Genomic DNA, 21,624 nt, shown 5'->3' on the forward strand with positions numbered 1-21,624 from the left:
CCTACTTTACGATTTCATAATCAGAATTAACCGCTGTTTGGTTCACTTGACGATTCGGTGAGAACATTTGCTCTGCCACGCGAATTGCCTTCAGACTTGCTTTCGCCTTGTTCACCGTTTCTAAATACTCACTTTCAGGATTCGAATCCCATACGATTCCTGCACCGCTTTGCACATAGGCGCGATTGTCTTTGAAAATAATCGTCCGAATCGTAATACAAGCATCCATCGAGCCGCCAAAGCCAAGATAGCCAATTGCTCCTGCGTAAGCTCCACGCGCCTCATTTTCCAGCTCAGCAATGATTTCCATCGCTCTAAGCTTAGGCGCTCCTGATACGGTGCCAGCAGGCAAGCAGGATATGAATGCATCGAAAAAGTCTTTATCTTCACGAAGCTCACCAGATACATTAGATACGATGTGCATGACATGAGAATAACGTTCTATCTCCATAAATGAGTCACAGCGTACGGAACCAAACTTTGAAACCTTTCCGATATCATTGCGACCTAGATCAACAAGCATAAGATGCTCCGCTCTTTCCTTCTCATCTGCAAGCAGCTCTTGTTCTAGTCGCTTATCCTCTTCTACCGTTGCCCCGCGTGGACGCGTACCTGCAATTGGGCGTGTTTCTACCTTGCCATTGCTTACCTTAACGAGTGCTTCTGGTGATGTTCCGACGATGACCTGCTCTCCCATTTTTAGATAATACATGTAAGGAGACGGGTTCATGACGCGCAGGACGCGATATACATGTAGTGGATCAACTGTTGTTTCGATATTGAAGCGCTGGGAAAGCACGACTTGGAAGATGTCTCCTGCTCGAATGTAATCCTTCGCTTGGTTAACATTGGCGATAAATTGCTCTTTTGTAAGATTCGATTCGACCTCACCTAGCTCTGGATCCATATCTAAATTGCCATTCGGTATATCCGTTACGATGTTGACCGAACGAATTTCATCCGTCAGCGCATCAATTTTATTCAACGTTGCGTTATATGCTTCCTCGATCTCACGATCATTCGCTCCATCGGCAATATGAATATTGCTTACTAATAGTAGTTGCTGCTTTAAGTGATCGAATACGATGATCTGATCACAAAACATAAACTGAATATCATTCATACCCATATCGTCGATCCGATGAGCAGGTAGCTTTTCATAATATTGCAGAAGATCATAGCCAAAAAATCCGATTGCTCCACCTGTAAAAGGAGGAAAGTCCTGAATAACTGGCGTACGGAAAGCTCTCAGCTTTGCTTTAAGCAGCTCCAGCGGCTTATCATACAGCACTTGCTTGCTTCCTTGCTGCTCAAGCACCATTTCACCGTTCTTACCGTACAGCATCATGAATGGATCAGTTCCAATAAAGGAGTAGCGAGCCCATTTGGCTCCCCCCTCCACACTTTCAAGTAAGAAAGCATGCTCCTTCTTCGCAAAATGCTTAAACAGTCGAATGGGTGTTTCAGTATCTGCCATTACTCTGCGAACGATTGGAATTAAATTATAGCTGCTTGCCATTGAAATAACTTGCTGTAGCTCCGTTGTCATCATAGGCACTCTCCTCTAGGCTTTTCGCCGAATCTTTTGTACAAAATTTATGATATAAAAAAGGCCCCTGCTAATGAGCAGGAGCCGTTAGAATTCAATTCAAATAGAAAATAAGTATAAAAAATGATGCCAAAGCTAGAGTGTATTAAAATACACATACTTCAGCCTACCTATTCAACTATTCTCGTCTCATCTCTAAAACATCTCATCTAAACTCATCTCATCTAATTTTTACTATACGCTATTCACCTTAAATTTGTCAATCACTTTACCAAATCAGGTCGAAGCACCTTAGCGCCACCAAGATAAACATGCTTAATCTCATGCTGCGCCTTTTCTGTATTAACAAGGACCATCAAGCGCACACATTTTTCGAGACTACCCTGCACAGGAACCTCTAAGGAACACATTAATGGTACGAGCTCCCAGCCTGGAAGCTGTCGAATCGTTTGTGCTGGAAACGCCTGATCCAAATCCTGCGTTACCGTAATGAGAATGCTCGCAACATCTTCAGGCTGTACATCATTCTCCTGGATTAGTGTCTGTAGCATCGCTAGTGTAACTTCTTTAATCTGTGCTGCATCATTCGCCTCAACAGTTGCAGCTGCTCTAATTCCACGAACTCTCATGATTATGCCTCCTGCTTAAGCTCTTCGATTATTTCTCTTACCCACTGTACAGGTACATCTGGCTTTATCTCCACTTTACCGATCTCGGTTGGAACAACGAATACGACCGTTCCTTCGGAGAATTTTTTGTCATGCATCATCGCTGCAATGATATCATCTGTATCATAATGTGCTGGGATACGCGTTGGCAGTCCACAGCTTTCAAGCGCTAAAGTCGTAACGCGTAAAAGCTCTTCAGAAGCGCCGTATCGCACCCCTAGCTTAGCTGATCCAATCATCCCGATGGAGATCGCCTCTCCATGCAGAAGCTCATTGTAGCCAGCGACAGCTTCTAGTGCATGACCGATCGTATGCCCCAAATTCAAAATTGCTCTTAGACTTGATTCTTTTTCATCTTGTGACACAACCTGTGCCTTCACGCCGCACCCTTTATATAACGCATAACCTAAAGCATCAGGCTTCATCTTGATTAAGTCATTGGCATGCTCGATGCACCACTGAACGAATGACTCATCCCAAATCAAGCCATGCTTAACCACTTCAGATAATCCAGCCTTTACTTCACGCTCAGGTAAGCTTTGCAATGTGTTTAAGTCATACAACACGAATTCAGGCTGATGGAATGCTCCGATAATATTTTTAGCCATCGGATGGTTCACCGCAACCTTGCCGCCAACACTGCTATCATGTGCAAGGATCGTCGTAGGAATTTGGATAAATTTTACACCACGCATATAAGATGCAGCAGCAAAGCCAGCCAAGTCTCCGACAACTCCACCACCAAGCGCTATAATCGCTGATTTACGGTCCAAGCCGCCTTCCAGTGCTTTGGAAACAAGCTGTTCCAAATTCGCCAGTGATTTTGACTGCTCACCTGATGGAACGACTGCAGATACTACGCGATAGCCAGCAGACGATAGTGAAGCAGTAATATCATCTAAGTATAGAGGAGCTACCTTCTCATCCGTCACAATCATGAGTGGAGATTTTTTGCCTATACCATGATTTTCGAAAAAAGAAGAGACCTCAGCTAAGAGGCCTTCCCCTATATAAATCGGATAAGAACGTTCGCCAAGCTCAACATTCAGCTGACGCATTCTAGTAGTTCTCCAATTGCTCTTTATAGTTTTTAAGGTTAGCGTGAATTTCCTCGATCGAATCTCCACCGAATTTCTCAAGGAATGCACGAGCAACTTCCCAAGTTACAACATGTTCTAGCACGACGCTTGCAGCAGGTACCGCACAGCTGTCAGAACGTTCAACCTGTGCTGTAAACTCTTCTTTTGTATCAATATCTACACTACGAAGTGGCTTGTACAGTGTTGGAATTGGCTTCATAACACCACGCACTACGATCTGCTCTCCGTTTGTCATACCGCCTTCGAAGCCGCCTAAGCGATTCGTTGCACGATGATAGCCCTTCTCTGGTGTATATAGAATTTCGTCATGTACCTCTGAGCCGCGCAATTGTGCTGCTTCAAATCCGATACCGATCTCTACACCCTTGAACGCGTTAATGGATACAACTGCTTGAGCAATACGTGCATCAAGCTTACGATCCCACTGAACATGACTGCCTAGTCCGATTGGCACCCCTTCAATGATACATTCTACAATACCACCAATGGAGTCGCCTTCCTGCTTAATTTGATCGATGTAAGCTGTCATTTTTTCTTCCGTCTCTTTGTCCACAACACGAACTGATGATTCCTCAGTACGTGCGATAAGCTCATCAATTGGAAGGTTATTTTTAGGTGCCTCAATCTCACCAATACGAATAACCTGACCCGCTACTTTAATACCGAATTCAGCCAGAAGCTGTCTTGCTACTGCACCGACAGCAACACGAGCAGCCGTCTCTCTTGCGGAGGAACGTTCAAGTACGTTGCGCAGATCCTTCAAGTTATACTTCAAGCCACCATTAAGATCGGCATGACCTGGACGTGGACGGTGAACGCGACGTTTTGTCTCATCGTTGCCTTCAATCGGCTCGATATTCATCACTTTCGTCCAATGCTTCCAGTCGTTATTCTCAACAACTAGCGCTACAGGCGCACCTGTCGTTTTACCGTGACGAACACCACCTACAATATTCGCAGTATCCTTCTCGATTTGCATACGACGTCCTCTGCCGTGGCCCTTCTGACGACGCTGTAGCTGAAAATTCAGCTCTTCAAAATCTAGCGTTAAATTACTAGGTAATCCCTCTATAATAGCGGTCAGCTGAGGACCGTGGGTTTCCCCTGCTGTTAAGTAACGTAAACTCAAAACTAGCTCCTCCTTCAACATGCAAAACATTGTTCTGCTTTAGTGTAATGCCGTAAACATCTTTGCTCATTATAGTACAGCACTGCGGGTTTGACAAGAAACTGCAAGCAAAAGCAGAACAAGGTGAGCTGTGCGATCAATATGAAGGCACCTGTGCTCACCTCATCATTACAGCCTTAATAGTTAGCATTTTCGATAGAAAAATGTATCGGCAGTTTCGAATCCATATTGTGATGGAGTAAAGATTTGCTCGGTACTGCCAACGAACAATATACCACCCTTTTTCAGTGCTTTTGCGAATTTATGATACAAATCATGCTTAGCTTCTTCTGTAAAATAAATCATGACATTACGACACACAATGAGATCGAACTCCGAATCAAATGCATCGTACAATAAATTTTGCTGTCTAAAGTCGACCACGCGTTTCAATTCAGGCTTTACGGAGTATACGCCTTCTTCTTCCAAAAAGTATTTTTTTAGAAAGGATGCAGGCACATCTCTTACCGAGCGATCCAAATAATAGCCCTGTTGCGCTTTTTTCAGCACACCTTGATCTAGATCCGTAGCCAGCAAGGTTGTTTTATGAAGAGCTCCCAGATCATCAAGAATCATCGCAAGCGTATAGGGCTCTTCACCCGTAGAACAAGCAGCACTCCATATTTTCAGCTTGGAAGAGGACACGCTAATCATATCCGGTAAAAACTGCTGACGCAGTATGTCCCAGCGCTGAGGATTTCTCCAAAACTCCGAAACATTAATAGTCATCCGGTCTAGAAACTCCTCAAGCATAGCTGGTTGCTGCACAAGCGCCTCGTAATAGGTTTCGAACGTTGTGTATCCATGCTTAAGACGAAGAGTAGTGAGTCTGCGCTTCATCTGAGCTTCCTTGTAAAGCGATAAATCTATCGCAGTCTTCTTCTTTATGTTGTCAATAAATCGTAGAAAGTCCAAGTCGTCTGTCATATTTAAGCCCCCCTATCAAGCTTAAATCCAGCGCTGGATGCTATGCTCATACTCGACAAGCTCCTGCTTAGAGAAGAAGATGGATATTTCTCTAGCAGCGTTCTCTTCGGAATCAGATCCATGGATAAGATTAAAATTTGTATGTACTGCATAATCGGAACGGATCGTTCCCGGTGCTGCTTCAACTGCATTGGTTTTACCAATCATCGCACGTGTTAAAGCAATGACATTATCGCCTTCCCATACCATTGCAAACACAGGTCCGGATGTAATGAATTCAACTAATTTATCGTAAAATGGCTTTCCTTTATGCTCTCCGTAATGGCGCTCAGCAAGCTCTTCTGATATCTTCATAAACTTTGCAGCGACTAGCTTCAAGCCTTTTTTCTCGAATCGTGTGACGAGCTCACCAATTAACCCTCTTTGTACGCCATCAGGCTTAATCATTAAGAATGTTCTTTCCATCGATAATGCCCCTTCCCCTAAGCGCATTAGTAATTTCTCTTACCAACAAAATGAGCAATTTCAGTTAGGCTTTTACGTGCTGAATTAGCGGGCAGTTGCTCCAGAACCGCTAACGCTTTTGCAATATAACGATTGGCCAACTCATCTGCAAGCTGGCTTCCCTCGCTTCTACGAATGTAATGAATGGCTTTGCTCGTATCCGCACCGTCACCCTCGGAATGGATTCTTTTAATCTCCTGAAGGAGAGGCTCACGAACAGCTTCATCCTGCAATGCAAGAATGACAGGAAGCGTAATGTTGCCTTGGCGAATATCTGATCCTGGAGGTTTGCCAATTTGCTTCTCTGTTCCGTACAGATCGAGCAAATCATCCCGAATTTGAAAAGCCATACCAACATTGTAACCATAACGATATAACGCATTATAATGCTGTGGGCTGCACCCAGAGACAATTCCACCGAGCTGTGTGCTAATCGCAAGCAGCAATGCCGTTTTCCGTCTGATGCGCAGCAAGTAATTGCGTATCGACTGATCCGTATTAAAGAAGTCGCGTATTTGTTCCATTTCTCCAATACACATCTCTACAAGTGCCTTTGACAGCATTTGATGTACGATCGGGTTATTAATTTGAGCAATTTGCGTTAACGCTTGGCCGTGAATATAATCCCCTGTGTACATCGCAATGCGATTGTCCCATTTAGACTTTACCGTTAATTGCCCTCTGCGCGTAGTAGCATCATCGATTACGTCATCATGCACAAGCGAAGCCATGTGTATAAGCTCGAGTGTGACGGCTACCTTTTTAAGCTCCTCAAAATGATACGACCCAAACTTTCCGCCAAGTAGTACGAAGATTGGTCGTATCCGCTTGCCACCTGCTTTAAGCAGATGAAGCGCCGCATCTGATAGCAACGGTTGCTCGTCAGTCACGACACGCTCTAGCTCATTTTCTATTTTATTAATATCGCCCTTCATTTTGGCGTATATTTCCATCAGTTTCATATTCTCACCCTAACCGTTGCGGCAACTATACTTTTTCTCACCCGCTTACTTTTGTCCGATATGCAACGCTGCAATACCGAAGAAAAAGTTTTTTACATAGACGTTTTTGGAGCCAGCTTCCTCAAACAGTGCTTTAAGCTCTTTCGCATCTAAAAAAAGCTGTAAGGAATCTGGCAGCCACTTGTAGGCTGCAAACTGTTTTGCAAAAGCTTTACCAAGCAACGGTACAATTTTCTCGAAGTAAAAATAATAAATGCTCTTAAATGGCTGCGCCTGAGGCTTTGACATATCGAGGCAGACAATTTTCCCACCTGGCTTTACTACGCGCAGCATTTCGGATACGACCTGCTTATAATCAGGTACATTCCTAAGCCCAAATCCAATCGTGACAAAGTCAAACGAGTTATCAGCAAAAGGAAGCTCCATTGCATTACCTTGCACAAGCTTAATTTGGTCACTTAATCCAGCGGCTGCTACTTTGCGTTTGCCAACTGCTAGCATCTGCTCACTAAAATCAAGACCAACTATGTTACCTGTTCCACTAGCCTTAGCTAAATCAATCGTCCAGTCACACGTACCGCAGCATAAATCGAGTGCGGTTTGCCCTGACTTCACATCCATGAGCTGCATCGTTTTTTTGCGCCAAGTCTTATGCTGCCTGAAGCTCATAATATCATTCATTTTATCGTATTTCGGTGCAATATTTTCGAATAGATCATGCACATGACTTTTAGAAGAATCTTGCATAGAGTTAGAACTCATTGGGCCTCCACTCGTTTCATTGAATATTTCGCAACTTTCATCGCCATTTCCTCCATTAATGCATGAAGCTCAAGCTTCAGCTCGGAAAAATGCTCATGATCTAACAAGCGATGAATCGCTTCATGCGCTGTATGTAGCTTGTCTAGCATAAAATGCTGAATCTTATATTTTTCAAGTAAATGCTCATATTCATTTTGTTTAATTAATGTTTTTTCCTCAGCTGTTATCGTCATGCCGAGCAATGACCAGTAAGCGAAGCTGCGCGCATAGCCGCCCGCTGCCAAACTGTTTTTTAGCTCCTCATAGATTACTTCAAAACGAGACACATAGTGAAGCAGCTCTTCCCATATGCTGTGCAGCGGATCTTCAAAGAATCGCTTAAAAGGCTGAAACATCTCACTTTTAAGATTTATTCGGCTACTTAAATAGTCCTCTGCAGAAAGAGTAGCTGCCTGAACCTTCTCATATAGCGTAACCTTCATGCGATTCACATCTGCAACCGCTTTACTTAATAGCCCAATAAGCTCCACTTCTCCAGCCTTAGCCAACAAGTGGTAAAAGCGCGCACTAAAGTAATCACCTGCTAAAATTTTTAATTGTCTTGAACGCATTTGCTCTTCCGTTCGTTGTCCAATCTCCGTATCGATAAGATCATGGGTATCCATACCTAGTTGAACTAAAGCTGTTACTATATTATATAGCTCCGAACGCTCCATATTGATATTAGAGCTTCTAAGGGCACCGAATAGCAACTGCAATCTAGGCTCTGCATACGCAGGGAGCTCTGTATGTTGCTGAATCATATCATATTGGACAAATGGTGCTGCAGCATCGGCTACACGGTATTTTTTCATTGATGAAGCCTCCGAACAAAAATAGGTAACATTCCTCTTTACAATGCAAATTATTATATCATATATTTTCTGTCATTCCTAGAAAGGTTATTACGACATCGAATCTTTCTTAAATCTCATAGTGTAATGGCCAAAAAGCTGACTTTCTGATTCGAAGCCATTCATTCCAAGTCCGATCTTCAAGCCAATGGATATCCTCTAACTGCTCAAGCCCTTTTTCAAGCCAAACGTCGTCTTGATGAATCGTAAGCTGAAGCAATTGTTGCTGCTCTTGCTTAAACTTCTCTTCTCTGTATACCTTCAGCTTCAGCTGTTCAATATTGTTGCCGTAGTAAAATGCAAGCGCAATATACATAGGTACAACTCGATATAGCTGCTCTTGAATCGTTTCGTCTTGCTTTAACAATAACTCAACTTGCAATACACCGTGCTGCAGCTTAATCGCACTTAGCGTCGTTGTATCAATATGTTCAGACAGTACATCAACGAGATTATTGTTAGTCAACGGCTCACTTTTATGATGTGTCATCGCTGCCAAATGAGTTTTTGGCACTTCGACATAACGGCTGACTATTAAAACGATTCCCAATAACAGGATGACGACAACTAATCCTTTAAGCAGTGCTAATGCTATTCTCATTAACAATCGCTCACTCTCTACATCATTTATAACAGTGTACGGTTGACTTGTACACAATATTCAACTTTTCGAGAGTTTTATAGTGATTGCTGCACAATCAACGACAATTAGGGTTAGGTATATAGAAAAATCCCAGCTCTAGTTGCTGGGATTGACTATGTATCGACTATTCATCCGTATGAATTTCGCCGTAACGCGTTAAGACGTGAGCCTTACCTCGAATTTTGATTGCAGAAGTATGGTCTGTAAATTGACATATTAGCACTTCGTTTTTATCTAGCTTTTCTGTATGATGAAATCGAGTATCCTGTCCACGAGTTAATCCCATGATCGTTACTCCTGCGTCTTTCGCTCTAATAACAACATAATCACCTGTTTGCTGCTCCATTGTTTATACCTCGCTTTCTGTAACAAGCATTCTCATGCATTATATTGGATATTCGATGAATTCGCAATGCTGATCCGTTCAGTTCCATATAAAAAAAGCTACAGCAGTCATAGAAGACCCGTAGCTTTAATTTTCACATGCACTATTGTGCAACGATTTCTTTTAACTGCTTACCAGGCTTAAACGCTGGGATTTTGCTTGCAGCAATTTCGATTTCTTCACCTGTTTGTGGGTTGCGGCCTTTGCGTGCTTGACGCTCGCGCACCTCAAAGTTACCAAAGCCAACAAGTTGAACTTTGTCCCCGCTCTGAAGCGCATCACCGATTGCTTCAAATACAGCATCCACTGCTTTACCTGCATCCTTTTTTGATAGACCAGATAGCTCTGAAACCTGATTAATTAAATCCGTTTTATTCATAGTTTCACCTCCTTAACGTAGGCTGTTATTTCTCATATTGACCTTTTTCTAGAAATATATACCTTTTGACAATAAAACTATAGTAATACAAGGGACGAGCAAATACAAGTATTGCTGTAACTTTTATATAATTGCTTGAAGTGACTTGTCTTTTCTAAGTTTTGAGCTAGGTTTGTTTCATCTTAATACGATTCTTTCAACGAAGCTAGTAGCCTCAGAACTATTTTCAAATTCGCTTGTCCTATTCTAAACTATCTTTACTCTTTCGACGTACTATCATACATACGATACAAAAAACCTCCTGTTATCGTCATCGATAACAGGAGGTTTTTGACTAACAGCTTGGAGCATTATAATATGATTGCAATTAGACCACCAGAGCCTTCATTTATAATTCGGCCAAGTGTTTCCTGTAGCTTGTAGCGTGCATTGTCAGGCATCATCGCAATTTTGCCTTGGATGCCTTCTCTTACGATGTTATGCAGCGAACGTCCGAATATATCAGACTCCCAAATCTTAATTGGATCGTTCTCGAAGTCCTGCATTAAGTAGCGCACTAGCTCTTCACTTTGCTTCTCAGTACCGATGATCGGTGCAAATTCTGATTCAACATCAACTCTAATCATATGGATTGACGGAGCTGTTGCCTTCAATCTTACACCAAAGCGTGAGCCTTGACGAATTAGCTCAGGTTCATCCAGCGCCATCTCTGCAAGAGAAGGTGCTGCTATGCCGTAGCCTGTCGTTTTAACCATCTCAAGCGCCTCAGCAAAGCGATCATATTCCTTCTTCGCATGTGCAAATTCCTGCATCAGTGCTAGCAGATGGTCTTTGCCGCGAATCTCAACACCGACCACTTCCATAAGAATTTGATCGTATAGCTCATCAGGAGCGTACAGATCAATTTCAGCTACACCCTGACCCATATCCATACCGCTCAAGCCTGCACGACTAATGAACTCGTACTCCATGAATTGACCGACAACACGATCTACATCGCGTAATCTGCGAATATCCTTCACTGTGTCACGGACACAATTCTCAAAGTTCGTACGAAGCCAATGCTGCTCGTTTAATACCATAACCCAGCTAGGTAAGTTAACATTTACTTCGTGTACTGGGAATTCATACAGCACCTCACGTAAAACAGCTAAGCCCTCTTCTTCGTTCATCGTCGCAACGCTTAAGGCGATAACCGGAATATCGTACTTTTCTTGAAGTTCATCTCGTAACGCTAATGTTTCTTCACTGCGAGGCTTAGTAGAGTTCACGATCAGCACGAAAGGCTTACCGACCTCTTTAAGCTCTTCAATGACACGTTCTTCAGCTTCCACGTACGAGCTGCGAGGGATCTCAGCTATGGTGCCATCGGTTGTAACTACAACACCTAACGTGGAATGCTCTTGAATCACTTTACGGGTCCCAATCTCTGCAGCTTCCTGAAACGGGATCGCCTCGTCAAACCACGGTGTAGTAATCATACGCGGACCGTTTTCATCCTCATAGCCCTTTGCCCCGTCTACAGCGTAACCTACGCAGTCAACAAGCCTTACATTTACCTCAAGTCCCTCGGAAACTCTTAGTTGTACCGCTTGATTAGGTACAAACTTCGGTTCAGTCGTCATAATTGTTTTTCCTGCGGCGCTTTGCGGCAGCTCATCAACAGCTCGGACACGCTCAGACTCTACTGGAATGTTGGGAAGTACCACAGTCTCCATAAATCGTTTAATGAAGGTTGATTTGCCCGTACGGACTGCACCGACTACTCCGAGGTAAATATCCCCGCCAGTTCTTTCGGCAATGTCCTTGAAAATATCTACTTTATTCACTGAATATCCCCTCCCAATTGATTTTCCGGTTCGCCGCCATCCACCGGACAAAAGGGCAGGCCAGCGACGCAACTCGTACATACTTATTGGACTTGTAATATCATATGTTTGCTTTGTCCAAATATTCCGATAGCATACAATTTTTCTCACTGCTCCGCTATCTCTCTTCCAAGACTGAAATATATGTATCACTCTATCGTTATATTCATAGTTGCTTATGTTTATGACCAATTGTAGAATGTGCTGAATACATGAAAACGTAAAAAGGCTTGCTATTGGGTGGTTAAATGCTCAACCAAACAAAAGAAAGCCTTGTAGATGTGGTTCAAAAATCTCAACTTTGATCACGAAGTGACACTGAGGGTTGCTCGACGGCGAAGCTTGAATTCAGCCGAGTCTTCCGGTGCTCACGTACTATTGCGTACGCTGCGCTCCTCAATCTCTAGCTTCATTCGATCTTCTTGGTGCTGAAAGTCGAGTTTTTGAACTTTTATTTAAAGTTGTAGTTATAAAAGCACACCTTTGATCACGATGTGATACTGAAGGTGGCTCGACGGCGAAGCTTGAATTCAGCCGAGTCTTCCGGTGCTCACGTACCTATTGCGTACGCTGCGCTCCTCAATCTCTAGCTTCATTCGATCTCCTTGGTGCTGAAAGCTGAGTAGACTGAATTATTCGTATGGTACAGGCTCATCGTTATGCAGCTTGTACTTGGCTGACTTCACCGGCACGTAATCACTGTACATGACAAGCAGCTCGCGTAGGTCGTTTTCATCGGTAAGCTCATAATCAGGATGCTGCATCATCATTTGATAAATATCGCTAGCATAATTAATATAGACCGTGCCGCTTTCGCCGAGCAGCAGCTCAGATATGCTGCCTGAGTAGATGCTGTGAAGCTGCGGAGCCTTCATATCCAATGCTCCGTAATCTATAGCGTAGAAGCCGTCATAGACTTGATCAGCTGCGGGTAGCACACCATTGTTACTCTTATAAGCATCCACCTGTCGCTGTACATCGATTATTTTTTGGATCAAGTAAATGCTTTGTGCCTTGACTGTAGGCTTTGTATCCTCATTAAGAATTAAGAAATAATAATTCCCGCCGCCCTCGAACGAAGAGCTTGGCAATACTTCTACATATCCTTCCTGCTTCAACATATCAAAGTTGACACGGAACTTTTCATAACGATCTACAGTCGAATCGCTATTATGAATCGGCAAAATACCTTTGTCAGTCATATATTGATCCACTGCCGCCTGTACATTGCGCATTGATTCCTTCGAGACTATGGTTGTCGAAGAGGAATCTGTTTGCGGATACAAACAGCCTGATAATAATAAGGCGATAAGTGTAGCAGTAAATGAAAGCTTAATTTTATTCATATTGTAATGCTTCGTCATGTATCTAGAACTCTCCTACCATAAAGTGTCCTCCTCCTGCCGCTGTGCCAGCTGCTTGGCAATCGCAGCTCGAAGCGGATCAGGTGGAAGCTGTATTACCACTTGTCCTTCCTGCAAGACTGTCTGACAAGCCAAGCGAGTTCCCGTTTGCTCTAGCCCAGACAGCTTTCGTCGTTCATTCTCCTTCATAGGTGCGAGACCCGTCCAATCTTCGATATGAACCTTACACATAAAGCACGAGGCATTACCACCGCAACGAGTTACTATTGCGACGCCTGCTCTTCTCGCAGCCTGTAGCACTGTTGTCCCTGAGCGGACCTTTACTTTACGAGCAAGCGGCTCAAACGTTACTTGTACGTCCATTGGGAGCACCCCCGTATCACTTAAAAATATGTTTTATTTTTGGCTACAATCTTTGCGTCACTGCTGTTTATGACGGCCTGACAGCCTAAACGGTAGCCTTCATCAAATTCTTCAGGCTCCAATCGATCCCATTCTTCATCCGTAATTTCTTCTAAATATTGCGCGCCCTCAACAATGAGACAGCGACATCTTGCACATGTTCCTCTTGTGCAAGAAAAGCTCCAGTCCACATTATGCTTGATCGCATGATCTAGCAAAGTTAATCCTTCTTCTGCTTCTACTTTTTTGGTGATCGTCCGACCAGTTAATTCAATCATATTTTACCGCTCCTAATCGTTATGCCTTATATTATTGAGATGACTCCGAGAAAAAAACCGATAATTAAGCTGAAAAATGCAATTGTTGAAAGCACAAATTTAATTACACCCTTTGTCTTATAGCGCGCAAACGTAATTAAAAATGCGGCAAGTGCCATAAGACCAATGCCAATAAGTGAAACCCACATCTTTGTCATCGGATCCATAAACATAATTCCCCTATCCTAAATATGTATGTAAACGTTAATCGTTTCTATTATAGCATCACTCTAGTAATGTGACAAAGCTTGTCGGCGCTCCGTAGATAGTATCCAATTACTGTTGTCAGCGCTCCGTACATAGTGAGGCTTCAATTGCTGTTGTCAGCGCTCCGTAAAGGTGTTGTTTCAATTGCTGTTGTTCCCAGATTTCTTAAAGTATTTTATTGGTAGAAATCTGGAAACAAAGGCAACCGCTTCGCTTTTACACTAACACCTTTACTCCGCTGGGGCTCTTTGCGGGCGTCGCTACGCGAGCTTGCCTCATTATTACTCGCTAGAGTGTTTGTGGGGGGTGCTTCGTTGTGAAACCTTACCATTACTCCATTGGAGCTCTTTGTGGGCGGTTGCTACGCGGGGTTCGACTCGCTATTACTTCGCCGCACAACAAAAACAAACAAGCGCTGAGGAAGCTTATCCTCACCGCTTGTTATGATTATTTCATATCATATTGTTGCTGAACTTATTTCATCATTATCTTCATTAGCGATTCAAGGTTGGAGGTTTTCACTCCACTTGATTGGATCGTATGAGCAATCTCATTGATCTTCGCATCTGTCAGCTTAATATTTGCCATCGTGGCTACACGTTTAATTAGCTTTCTTAGCTCAACGTCGTTCTCTAGCGTGTCGGGTTGTACGGTGCTGGCCACTTTGCTTACTGATGTCGTTGAAATATTTTTTCCTGTTTTCCGTTTAATCGCGCCTAGCACATCTTTCGATAAATCCTTTGACATATTCTTACCTCCTCCACTTCGCACATTTCTGTACATCATATGTGGAGATAAGCTATCTGGTTACGAAAAATACTTTGGCCTACGAATTCATCTCGTTCGTTTTCATCCGTCCCATTAATGCTTCAATAGAACGATCGATTGGCTGGTCACTAAACAACACCTCATACAATTGCTCCGTAATCGGCATCTCTATGTCGTATTTCTTTGCAAGATGGTAAGCGGCCCGTGTCGTTTTTACCCCTTCCACGACCATACCCATTCGCTCCAGTACAACTTGAAGTGGTGTACCATCGGCAAGCATATATCCTGCACGCCAGTTACGGCTATGCTGACTTGTAGCTGTGACGACAAGATCTCCGACTCCTGCTAATCCTATAAAGGTCAGTGGGTTTGCACCCATTGCTACGCCGAGGCGTGAAATTTCAGCAAGCCCTCTCGTAAGCAATGCTGCCTTGGCGTTGTCGCCAAGCTGCAAGCCATTCACAAGCCCAGCAGCTAGCGCGATAATATTTTTTAGCGCCCCTGCCACTTCGATCCCTACGACGTCTGTATTCGTGTATACGCGGAATGAAGAATTCATAAACGCCTCTTGAGCTTTCTCAGCGATCTCATCCTTCTCCGATGCTACCACCACCGTCGTAGGCAGCTTTAGAATGACCTCCTCAGCATGTGAAGGGCCAGAGATGACTGCTATTTCGTCCTGTGGACGACCTAGCTCCTCGGCTAACACAACAGACATACGCTTCAAAGTCTCAGGCTCGAAGCCCTTCGTTGCATGAACGATAATACTCGATGGATCAATATAAGGAGCAGCAGCCTCTGCCACTGAGCGCATCGCACTTGATGGCGCAACAAATAGTGTGATGCTAGCGCCCTCTAAAGCTTGTCTCATATCCGTTGTTGCAGTGATGTTGGGTGGAAGCACTCGATTGGGCAAATATTTTTCATTATGATGCTGCGTAGTGATCTCTTTCGCTTGAGCCTCCGTACGCGTCCACATTGTCACTTCGAATTGATTACACGCTAGTACATAAGCAAGTGCTGTTCCCCAGCTCCCTGCTACAAGTACAGCTGCCTTCTTGTTTAATGTAGATTCAGTGCCCATAATTAAGCCCCTTTCTTGCTGCCTAGCTTATTCTCTGTCCCATTCCACAGCTTAACGATGTTTGAGCGATGACGTATAAAGGCGAAAATACAAATAATAACAGTACCGATCACATTAGCCCAGCTATATTGGGTACCACCTTGTGTAAAATGGAAAATGGTAACGAAAATCGGTGTTAAAAACGTAAATATTAAAGATCCTAATGATACGTATCGCGTAATAAAAATACTTGCAATCGCAATAATACCAGCGATTAAGGCAGGAATAAAAACAAGAACGGACAATACGCCAATCGCTGTTGCTATTCCTTTTCCACCTTTGAATTTAAACCAAATCGGCCAGTTATGGCCTACAATGGCCGCTAAGCCACATGCAACAGGAAGCCATTCAAGGTCTGATAAGGCGCGTGCAAGCACAACGCCTCCCATTCCTTTCAGCAAATCCAATGCAAGCACTGCAATAGCTGGACCAATTCCTAGTACACGCAGAGTGTTCGTGGCACCAGCATTACCACTACCGTGATTCCGTATATCAATGCCTTTAAACAGTTTCGCAATAACGATACTAAAGGTAATTGAACCTACCAAGTAACTTATGACTATCGCTACAAATGGTAACAATATGCTCTCCCCTAATCCTGATCAGATTTTTTTCGAGAATAGATGCGTACAGGTGTGCCTTCGAAGTCGAACGCTGCTCGAATTTTATTTTCCAAATAACGTTCATAGGAGAAATGCATCAATTCTGGATCATTTACAAAGCAAATAATGGTTGGAGGCTTTGTCGCCACCTGTGTAACATAATTAATACGCAATCGTTTACCTTTATCTGTTGGCGCAGGATTAATGGCTACAGCATCAGACACGACCTCATTTAACAAATGAGTCGGAATGCGTAAGGCATGCTGCTCAGATACATGATTGATGACTGGGATCAGTTTATGTAATCTTAGCTTTGTTTTAGCAGATAGGAATACGATCGGAGCATAAGTCATAAATAAAAATTGCTCACGAATGCTCGTTGAAAAATTCTGCATCGTTTTATCGTCTTTTTCAACAACATCCCATTTATTTACGACGAAGATTGAAGCTTTTCCAGCTTCATGAGCATAGCCCGCAATGTGCTTATCTTGCTCGATGATCCCTTCTTCACCATTAATAAGAACAAGCACGACATCCGCACGCTCAATTGCTTTCATAGCACGCATGACGCTGTATTTCTCTGTCGTTTCATATACTTTTCCGCGTTTTCTCATACCAGCGGTATCAATCAACACATACTTTTGTCCATCAACCTCAAATGGTGTGTCGATTGCATCACGAGTTGTTCCTGCAATGTTACTAACGATTACGCGGTCTTCTCCAAGCAGAGCATTAACTAACGATGATTTCCCTACATTCGGTCTACCGATTAAGGCAACCTTAATGACATCATCATCATATTCCTCTTCTTTTGGTGCTGGTAATAGTGCAGTAGCAGCTTCTAATAAATCACCTATTCCAAGACCATGAGCGCCAGATATTGCAATCGGGTCACCGAAACCAAGTGCATAAAACTCATAAACCTCTTCCTGTCTATTTTCATTGTCCACCTTATTAACGGCCAATACGACAGGCTTTTTTGAACGATATAGCATTTGCGCTACTTCATCATCTGCGTGCGCAATCCCTACCTTCGCATCAACCATAAAAATAATAACATCAGCTTCTGCTATAGCGAGCTCAGCTTGCATTTTTACCGAGCGCATGATTTCATCATCGCCATCAATTTCAATTCCGCCTGTATCTATTATGCTGAATGGTATTCCGTTCCATTCCGCAGTTCCATATAAACGGTCTCTTGTTACCCCCGGTTTGTCCTCAACTATGGCAAGGCGATCACCAATAATGCGGTTGAAAATCGTAGATTTCCCGACATTTGGTCGACCGACAATTGCAATTACGGGTCTAGCCATATGGATGTCCACTCCTCTAATCATACTTTCGTACTCCATCATAGCAAAAAAGTGTTCGATTGGCTAACTTTTCATCTTTTTTCCTAATGATTGCACGACAGTTAACATTAATCTTCCTACTATCGTCCATACTGATTTGATCACAACTGTACATAACATGGATAATGAAACGTAATCCCACCAAAGCAAGCTACCTAGTGTTCCATTGTATTCTCCACGCTGCTGCCACATAAGCAAAGGCTCCGCGAGCGTCGCTCCCCAGAAGAGAATTAGCGCATAGGTAGAGTAGTGAAGCTGCAATAGCACAAGGAGCATCCCACTTACGAACGCAATATTAACTAATGTAATATTCGCACCAGCCCAAGGTGATATGGCCGTAAATGCTCGCAGCATCGTTAAGGATAAGGCAAGCACCATCGTATAAAGCGCGACCAGCTTTAGCTCAATTCTAGTATTCAATATTAGAGCGATGAACTGCAGCAAGCTAATCACAATAAACGAGGATGAAATAGTAAGCATACTATTGCTTATAAAAACATCAAAGCTCCAATTTATTAATTCTCCGATCCATATGAGTATAACAATCGGTATAAGAATGACTAGCTTAATATGCCTTTCGATCCAGCGTTTCCAGCCTGTTGCAATCATAATTATGAGCATAACACAGCATAATGCAGTCCAATATCCTTCAACCATTGTGATCACCCCTACATAATATGCACGGTTCGAAGCACAATTATTGCTAAAGCAGCAAAAAGCCCCAACCTGGTCTTCATAAACCAGGCTGAGGCTTCATCACATTAACATTCGCTTACTTAAATTGGCTTAGCTTATCTCCAAAGCGTTCTGCCAAGGAGTAGCTCATATTGTTACCGTTTAAGCTTACATCAGGATTGTTGATTTCCTTCATATCAGGCACTGGATGATCAGTTTCCTCATGAGCTGGAGCCTCTTGTGTTGCTTTAATGCTTAGGCTCACGCGCTTATCAGATGGATTAAATTCAAGAATTTTCACTTGAACCTCTTGTCCTTCTTTCACTACCTCATATGGGGAATTAACATGACGATGAGCTAGCTGGGAAATGTGCACGAGACCTTCAACACCTGGTGTAATTTCAACAAATGCACCGAAAGTAGTCACTCGCTTCACTTTGCCGTCAACAACGTCATCAACATTGAATTGTGTTGCTGCTGTTTCCCATGGACCAGGCTGAGCTGCTTTAATAGAAAGGCTAATTTTTCCTTTTTCAGCTTCTACCTTCAGCACCTTCACCGTTACCTCTTGACCAACAGACACGACCTCTGCTGGATCTTTTACATGCTCCCATGCAAGCTCAGAAACATGAACTAAGCCGTCTACACCACCAAGATCAACAAAAGCACCGAATGGCGCAATGCGCTGAACAGTAGCTGTTAGCTCTTGCCCAACCTGCAATGATGCAAGCTTGGCTGCTTTTTCTTTTTCATACTCAGCTTCAAGCACATCTTTTTGAGATAGAATAACTTTATTGTTTTCGCGATCAATTTCCTTAACGATGACGCGAAGTGTACGACCTTTGTAATCACTGAAATCTTCAACGAAATGACGTTCAACCATCGAAGCAGGAATAAATGCGCGTACGCCAACATCAGCAACAAGGCCGCCTTTTACTACATCAGCAACGACAACTTCAAATACATCACCTTGCTCAAAATGCTTTTCAATGTCATCCCAGCCTTTTTCGTTGTCAACAAGACGTTTGGATAGCGTCATTGTTTCCTTGCTGTCGTTAATGGAAAGAACTTTAAGCTCAACTTCTTCGCCCACCTTAACAACTTCAGCTGCTTGTTCTACAGGAACGGATGATAGTTCACGCAGTGTAATGATTCCATCATATTTATAACCAACGCTTACATAAGCTACGTTATCTTCAATTTTAACAATTGTACCCTTCACAGTGTCACCTTTTTTCAACGACACCATTTCATCTAATGCTGCTTGATTCGATTCCTCAACTACAGAATCTTGAACTTTAGTTTCTTCAGACATGTATATAACCTCCTCAATTCATAAACCTTATTAATATTTAAAGCTCAATACAGAAAGGTATTCAGCAATAAAACTATTTAACTGATGCTTTTAACTTATGAATTTGGTTCATAATTTCTCCTGTAACTGCTTCATAAATGTCCTGTCCTTCACTTGCCGTAACGGCTTCAATGTCAACAGGCTTGCCGTACACGATAAGAGTACGACGAAACAGCTTGTAGTTTCCTACAATTGCAACAGGAACAACAACCGCTTTACTGCGTAGTGCAATCATGGCAGTTCCCTTTTTAGCTCCAAGCGACGCGTTGGGATCATCTGTTTTCTGACGAGTTCCTTCAGGGAAAATCCCCATTACCTTACCTGATTTCAGTATATTGATGGATGACTTAATCGCATCAATGCTTACTCCACCACGCTTTACAGGGTACGCTCCAAAGGATTTAATTAGCGGACCAAGCAAAGGGATTTTGAATAACTCTTCTTTCGCCATGAAATGAACTTTGCGCTCAATGAGCACACCAACAGCTGGCGGGTCTAGTAGACTTATATGGTTAGAGGCAATAATTACTGCCCCTTCTGCTGGAATATTCTCAGTCCCCGTAGCTTTAATTCGGAATAACACTCGATAAATAAATCGTAAAATAGCTCTGAATATCGTATAGGACATTTATTCACTTACCCCCATAAGCTTTGTATTACCAAGCTTTACAATGAAGGCTACCACTTCATCAATGGACATATCGCTGCTATCAAGCAGCAGTGCATCCTCGGCTTGAATTAACGGGGCAATATCTCTCGTTTCATCGAGTTTATCCCTTGCAGCAATTTCAGCTTCAAGCTGTTCAAGCGGAATGTAATTGCTCTCTGTTAACTCACGATAACGTCGTAAGGCACGTTCCTCAACCGAAGCAGTTAAGAAAATTTTCAGCTCAGCATCAGGCAGTACATGTGTGCCAATGTCACGTCCATCCATTACGATGCCTTTATGCTTAGCGAGCAAGCGCTGCATATCGCCGAGTTTTTTTCGCACATGCTCATCAGAGGCATAATGAGATACCTGAGCAGTTACCTCTCTAGATCGAATCAGCTCTGTAACGTCTTCATTATGTAGCAGGATTTTTTGTCCTTCTGGTGTTGGTACTAGCTTTAGATCTATCGCTTCTACTAAAGCTTGCAGCTCAGACGCTTGCGATGGCTTTATGCCATTGCGTAAAGCGTGCAAGGCAACGGCACGATACATTGCCCCTGTGTCTACATAAACATAGTTCAATGCTGCGGCTACTTTACGAGCAACTGTACTTTTGCCAGCCCCAGCAGGACCATCGATCGCTATATTAATGCGATCAATAGAAGTTAATGTCATAGCTATGGGCAACTCCCTTCAAGATGAGGCCAAACAAAAAGCAGGCCACGCCTGCAATTATCGATTAATATTGTACCATAGTTCTAATTTTGTTGCAAAACTACGGCTCGAGCAGCCGCCTTCCTTCCCAGCGCTCAGTCGGAACGAGAACATCACGTACAATGTCAAATTGCATAAAAAACTGAGTAATAAATATAACAAGCAAGCAGATCAGAACGACCATTATCGCTCGCTTACAGTAGTGGTCGATCCATTTCGTATAGTGACGCCAAGGCTTCATGGGATCCTCCTTTTTGGATGATATCATTATCCTTACCGCCTATACTCC

26 protein-coding genes are annotated in these 21,624 nt (G+C 43.1%); all 26 read right to left on the bottom strand.

The features are described from left to right. Position 1: 1 nt before the first annotated feature. Entirely contained in the window at positions 2-1,552 is a 1,551-nt protein-coding gene (gene trpE / locus M3180_RS06985; protein ID WP_251666590.1) for an anthranilate synthase component I, read from the bottom strand. A 260-nt stretch (positions 1,553-1,812) separates the two neighbouring features. Continuing rightward, the gene (aroH, locus tag M3180_RS06990) at positions 1,813-2,178 is read right to left on the bottom strand and encodes a chorismate mutase (RefSeq protein WP_251666591.1); all 366 of its coding nucleotides are present in this window, start codon (positions 2,176-2,178) and stop codon (positions 1,813-1,815) included. Positions 2,179-2,180: 2 nt separating this feature from the next. Next, on the bottom strand, positions 2,181-3,275 hold the full coding sequence (gene aroB, locus M3180_RS06995; protein WP_251666592.1) for a 3-dehydroquinate synthase: 1,095 nt from the start codon (positions 3,273-3,275) through the stop codon (positions 2,181-2,183). A 1-nt stretch (position 3,276) separates the two neighbouring features. Continuing rightward, the gene (gene aroC, locus M3180_RS07000; RefSeq protein WP_251666593.1) at positions 3,277-4,446 is read right to left on the bottom strand and encodes a chorismate synthase; all 1,170 of its coding nucleotides are present in this window, start codon (positions 4,444-4,446) and stop codon (positions 3,277-3,279) included. A 183-nt stretch (positions 4,447-4,629) separates the two neighbouring features. Further along, complete coding sequence (locus tag M3180_RS07005) at positions 4,630-5,412, bottom strand: CheR family methyltransferase (protein WP_251666594.1); 783 nt, start codon at positions 5,410-5,412, stop codon at positions 4,630-4,632. Between the two features lie 21 nt (positions 5,413-5,433). Then, entirely contained in the window at positions 5,434-5,877 is a 444-nt protein-coding gene (gene ndk / locus M3180_RS07010; protein WP_251666595.1) for a nucleoside-diphosphate kinase, read from the bottom strand. Between the two features lie 26 nt (positions 5,878-5,903). Further along, a complete protein-coding gene (locus M3180_RS07015; protein ID WP_251666596.1) occupies positions 5,904-6,878 on the bottom strand; it encodes a polyprenyl synthetase family protein in 975 nt (324 codons plus the stop codon). A gap of 45 nt (positions 6,879-6,923) precedes the next feature. Further along, on the bottom strand, positions 6,924-7,640 hold the full coding sequence (locus M3180_RS07020; protein WP_285855647.1) for a demethylmenaquinone methyltransferase: 717 nt from the start codon (positions 7,638-7,640) through the stop codon (positions 6,924-6,926). Then, on the bottom strand, positions 7,637-8,494 hold the full coding sequence (locus M3180_RS07025) for a heptaprenyl diphosphate synthase component 1 (protein ID WP_251666597.1): 858 nt from the start codon (positions 8,492-8,494) through the stop codon (positions 7,637-7,639). Before M3180_RS07025 ends, M3180_RS07020 begins: the two co-directional genes overlap by 4 nt. Positions 8,495-8,603: 109 nt before the next feature. Then, positions 8,604-9,134 (bottom strand): hypothetical protein, encoded by a 531-nt coding sequence (locus M3180_RS07030; protein WP_251666598.1) that lies wholly within the window; start codon positions 9,132-9,134, stop codon positions 8,604-8,606. Positions 9,135-9,300: 166 nt separating this feature from the next. Continuing rightward, positions 9,301-9,522 carry a trp RNA-binding attenuation protein MtrB gene (mtrB, locus tag M3180_RS07035; protein WP_251666599.1) on the bottom strand — a complete coding sequence of 74 codons (222 nt, stop codon included), beginning with the start codon at positions 9,520-9,522 and terminating at the stop codon, positions 9,301-9,303. Positions 9,523-9,664: 142 nt separating this feature from the next. Further along, positions 9,665-9,940: an HU family DNA-binding protein gene (locus M3180_RS07040; protein WP_251666600.1), complete on the bottom strand. Its 276-nt coding sequence runs from the start codon at positions 9,938-9,940 to the stop codon at positions 9,665-9,667. 350 nt (positions 9,941-10,290) lie between these two features. Then, positions 10,291-11,769 (bottom strand): stage IV sporulation protein A, encoded by a 1,479-nt coding sequence (gene spoIVA, locus M3180_RS07045; RefSeq protein WP_251666601.1) that lies wholly within the window; start codon positions 11,767-11,769, stop codon positions 10,291-10,293. A 671-nt stretch (positions 11,770-12,440) separates the two neighbouring features. Beyond that, positions 12,441-13,172 carry a YphF family lipoprotein gene (locus tag M3180_RS07050; protein ID WP_251666602.1) on the bottom strand — a complete coding sequence of 244 codons (732 nt, stop codon included), beginning with the start codon at positions 13,170-13,172 and terminating at the stop codon, positions 12,441-12,443. 15 nt (positions 13,173-13,187) lie between these two features. Next, the gene (locus tag M3180_RS07055) at positions 13,188-13,535 is read right to left on the bottom strand and encodes a 2Fe-2S iron-sulfur cluster-binding protein (RefSeq protein ID WP_251666603.1); all 348 of its coding nucleotides are present in this window, start codon (positions 13,533-13,535) and stop codon (positions 13,188-13,190) included. Between the two features lie 20 nt (positions 13,536-13,555). Then, positions 13,556-13,852 carry a 2Fe-2S iron-sulfur cluster-binding protein gene (locus tag M3180_RS07060; protein WP_251666604.1) on the bottom strand — a complete coding sequence of 99 codons (297 nt, stop codon included), beginning with the start codon at positions 13,850-13,852 and terminating at the stop codon, positions 13,556-13,558. Positions 13,853-13,878: 26 nt separating this feature from the next. Next, positions 13,879-14,058: a DUF2768 family protein gene (locus tag M3180_RS07065; protein ID WP_251666605.1), complete on the bottom strand. Its 180-nt coding sequence runs from the start codon at positions 14,056-14,058 to the stop codon at positions 13,879-13,881. Positions 14,059-14,572: 514 nt separating this feature from the next. Continuing rightward, positions 14,573-14,845 (bottom strand): stage VI sporulation protein F, encoded by a 273-nt coding sequence (locus M3180_RS07070; RefSeq protein ID WP_251666606.1) that lies wholly within the window; start codon positions 14,843-14,845, stop codon positions 14,573-14,575. Between the two features lie 79 nt (positions 14,846-14,924). Beyond that, on the bottom strand, positions 14,925-15,950 hold the full coding sequence (locus tag M3180_RS07075; RefSeq protein ID WP_251666607.1) for an NAD(P)H-dependent glycerol-3-phosphate dehydrogenase: 1,026 nt from the start codon (positions 15,948-15,950) through the stop codon (positions 14,925-14,927). A gap of 2 nt (positions 15,951-15,952) precedes the next feature. Beyond that, positions 15,953-16,573, bottom strand: coding sequence for a glycerol-3-phosphate 1-O-acyltransferase PlsY (gene plsY / locus M3180_RS07080; RefSeq protein WP_251666788.1), 621 nt, complete (start codon positions 16,571-16,573; stop codon positions 15,953-15,955). Positions 16,574-16,581: 8 nt separating this feature from the next. Continuing rightward, positions 16,582-17,904: a ribosome biogenesis GTPase Der gene (der, locus tag M3180_RS07085; protein WP_251666789.1), complete on the bottom strand. Its 1,323-nt coding sequence runs from the start codon at positions 17,902-17,904 to the stop codon at positions 16,582-16,584. 63 nt (positions 17,905-17,967) lie between these two features. Beyond that, positions 17,968-18,600, bottom strand: a complete 633-nt coding sequence (locus tag M3180_RS07090) for a hypothetical protein (protein WP_251666608.1) — start codon at positions 18,598-18,600, stop codon at positions 17,968-17,970. Positions 18,601-18,715: 115 nt separating this feature from the next. Then, positions 18,716-19,933, bottom strand: a complete 1,218-nt coding sequence (gene rpsA / locus M3180_RS07095; protein WP_251666609.1) for a 30S ribosomal protein S1 — start codon at positions 19,931-19,933, stop codon at positions 18,716-18,718. A gap of 73 nt (positions 19,934-20,006) precedes the next feature. Next, positions 20,007-20,600 (bottom strand): lysophospholipid acyltransferase family protein, encoded by a 594-nt coding sequence (locus tag M3180_RS07100; RefSeq protein ID WP_251666610.1) that lies wholly within the window; start codon positions 20,598-20,600, stop codon positions 20,007-20,009. Continuing rightward, positions 20,601-21,296 (bottom strand): (d)CMP kinase, encoded by a 696-nt coding sequence (cmk, locus tag M3180_RS07105; RefSeq protein ID WP_251666611.1) that lies wholly within the window; start codon positions 21,294-21,296, stop codon positions 20,601-20,603. It lies immediately after the preceding gene. A gap of 100 nt (positions 21,297-21,396) precedes the next feature. Then, positions 21,397-21,576, bottom strand: coding sequence for a hypothetical protein (locus M3180_RS07110; RefSeq protein ID WP_251666612.1), 180 nt, complete (start codon positions 21,574-21,576; stop codon positions 21,397-21,399). Between the last annotated feature and the right edge of the window lie 48 nt (positions 21,577-21,624).

This window comes from Paenibacillus camelliae, from assembly GCF_023715345.1.
Lineage (GTDB): Bacteria > Bacillota > Bacilli > Paenibacillales > Paenibacillaceae > Pristimantibacillus > Pristimantibacillus camelliae.

What these genes read in the sequence shown, in the direction of transcription:
- trpE (WP_251666590.1), bottom strand. Translation starts at nt 1,552, where the DNA reads ATGATGACAACGGAGCTACAGCAAGTTATTTCAATGGCAAGCAGCTAT.
- aroH (WP_251666591.1), bottom strand. Translation starts at nt 2,178, where the DNA reads ATGAGAGTTCGTGGAATTAGAGCAGCTGCAACTGTTGAGGCGAATGAT.
- aroB (WP_251666592.1), bottom strand. Translation starts at nt 3,275, where the DNA reads ATGCGTCAGCTGAATGTTGAGCTTGGCGAACGTTCTTATCCGATTTAT.
- M3180_RS07005 (WP_251666594.1), bottom strand. Translation starts at nt 5,412, where the DNA reads ATGACAGACGACTTGGACTTTCTACGATTTATTGACAACATAAAGAAG.
- ndk (WP_251666595.1), bottom strand. Translation starts at nt 5,877, where the DNA reads ATGGAAAGAACATTCTTAATGATTAAGCCTGATGGCGTACAAAGAGGG.
- M3180_RS07015 (WP_251666596.1), bottom strand. Translation starts at nt 6,878, where the DNA reads ATGAAACTGATGGAAATATACGCCAAAATGAAGGGCGATATTAATAAA.
- M3180_RS07020 (WP_285855647.1), bottom strand. Translation starts at nt 7,640, where the DNA reads ATGAGTTCTAACTCTATGCAAGATTCTTCTAAAAGTCATGTGCATGAT.
- M3180_RS07025 (WP_251666597.1), bottom strand. Translation starts at nt 8,494, where the DNA reads ATGAAAAAATACCGTGTAGCCGATGCTGCAGCACCATTTGTCCAATAT.
- M3180_RS07030 (WP_251666598.1), bottom strand. Translation starts at nt 9,134, where the DNA reads ATGAGAATAGCATTAGCACTGCTTAAAGGATTAGTTGTCGTCATCCTG.
- mtrB (WP_251666599.1), bottom strand. Translation starts at nt 9,522, where the DNA reads ATGGAGCAGCAAACAGGTGATTATGTTGTTATTAGAGCGAAAGACGCA.
- M3180_RS07040 (WP_251666600.1), bottom strand. Translation starts at nt 9,940, where the DNA reads ATGAATAAAACGGATTTAATTAATCAGGTTTCAGAGCTATCTGGTCTA.
- M3180_RS07050 (WP_251666602.1), bottom strand. Translation starts at nt 13,172, where the DNA reads ATGACGAAGCATTACAATATGAATAAAATTAAGCTTTCATTTACTGCT.
- M3180_RS07055 (WP_251666603.1), bottom strand. Translation starts at nt 13,535, where the DNA reads ATGGACGTACAAGTAACGTTTGAGCCGCTTGCTCGTAAAGTAAAGGTC.
- M3180_RS07060 (WP_251666604.1), bottom strand. Translation starts at nt 13,852, where the DNA reads ATGATTGAATTAACTGGTCGGACGATCACCAAAAAAGTAGAAGCAGAA.
- M3180_RS07065 (WP_251666605.1), bottom strand. Translation starts at nt 14,058, where the DNA reads ATGGATCCGATGACAAAGATGTGGGTTTCACTTATTGGCATTGGTCTT.
- M3180_RS07070 (WP_251666606.1), bottom strand. Translation starts at nt 14,845, where the DNA reads ATGTCAAAGGATTTATCGAAAGATGTGCTAGGCGCGATTAAACGGAAA.
- M3180_RS07075 (WP_251666607.1), bottom strand. Translation starts at nt 15,950, where the DNA reads ATGGGCACTGAATCTACATTAAACAAGAAGGCAGCTGTACTTGTAGCA.
- der (WP_251666789.1), bottom strand. Translation starts at nt 17,904, where the DNA reads ATGGCTAGACCCGTAATTGCAATTGTCGGTCGACCAAATGTCGGGAAA.
- M3180_RS07090 (WP_251666608.1), bottom strand. Translation starts at nt 18,600, where the DNA reads ATGGTTGAAGGATATTGGACTGCATTATGCTGTGTTATGCTCATAATT.
- rpsA (WP_251666609.1), bottom strand. Translation starts at nt 19,933, where the DNA reads ATGTCTGAAGAAACTAAAGTTCAAGATTCTGTAGTTGAGGAATCGAAT.
- M3180_RS07100 (WP_251666610.1), bottom strand. Translation starts at nt 20,600, where the DNA reads ATGTCCTATACGATATTCAGAGCTATTTTACGATTTATTTATCGAGTG.
- cmk (WP_251666611.1), bottom strand. Translation starts at nt 21,296, where the DNA reads ATGACATTAACTTCTATTGATCGCATTAATATAGCGATCGATGGTCCT.
- M3180_RS07110 (WP_251666612.1), bottom strand. Translation starts at nt 21,576, where the DNA reads ATGAAGCCTTGGCGTCACTATACGAAATGGATCGACCACTACTGTAAG.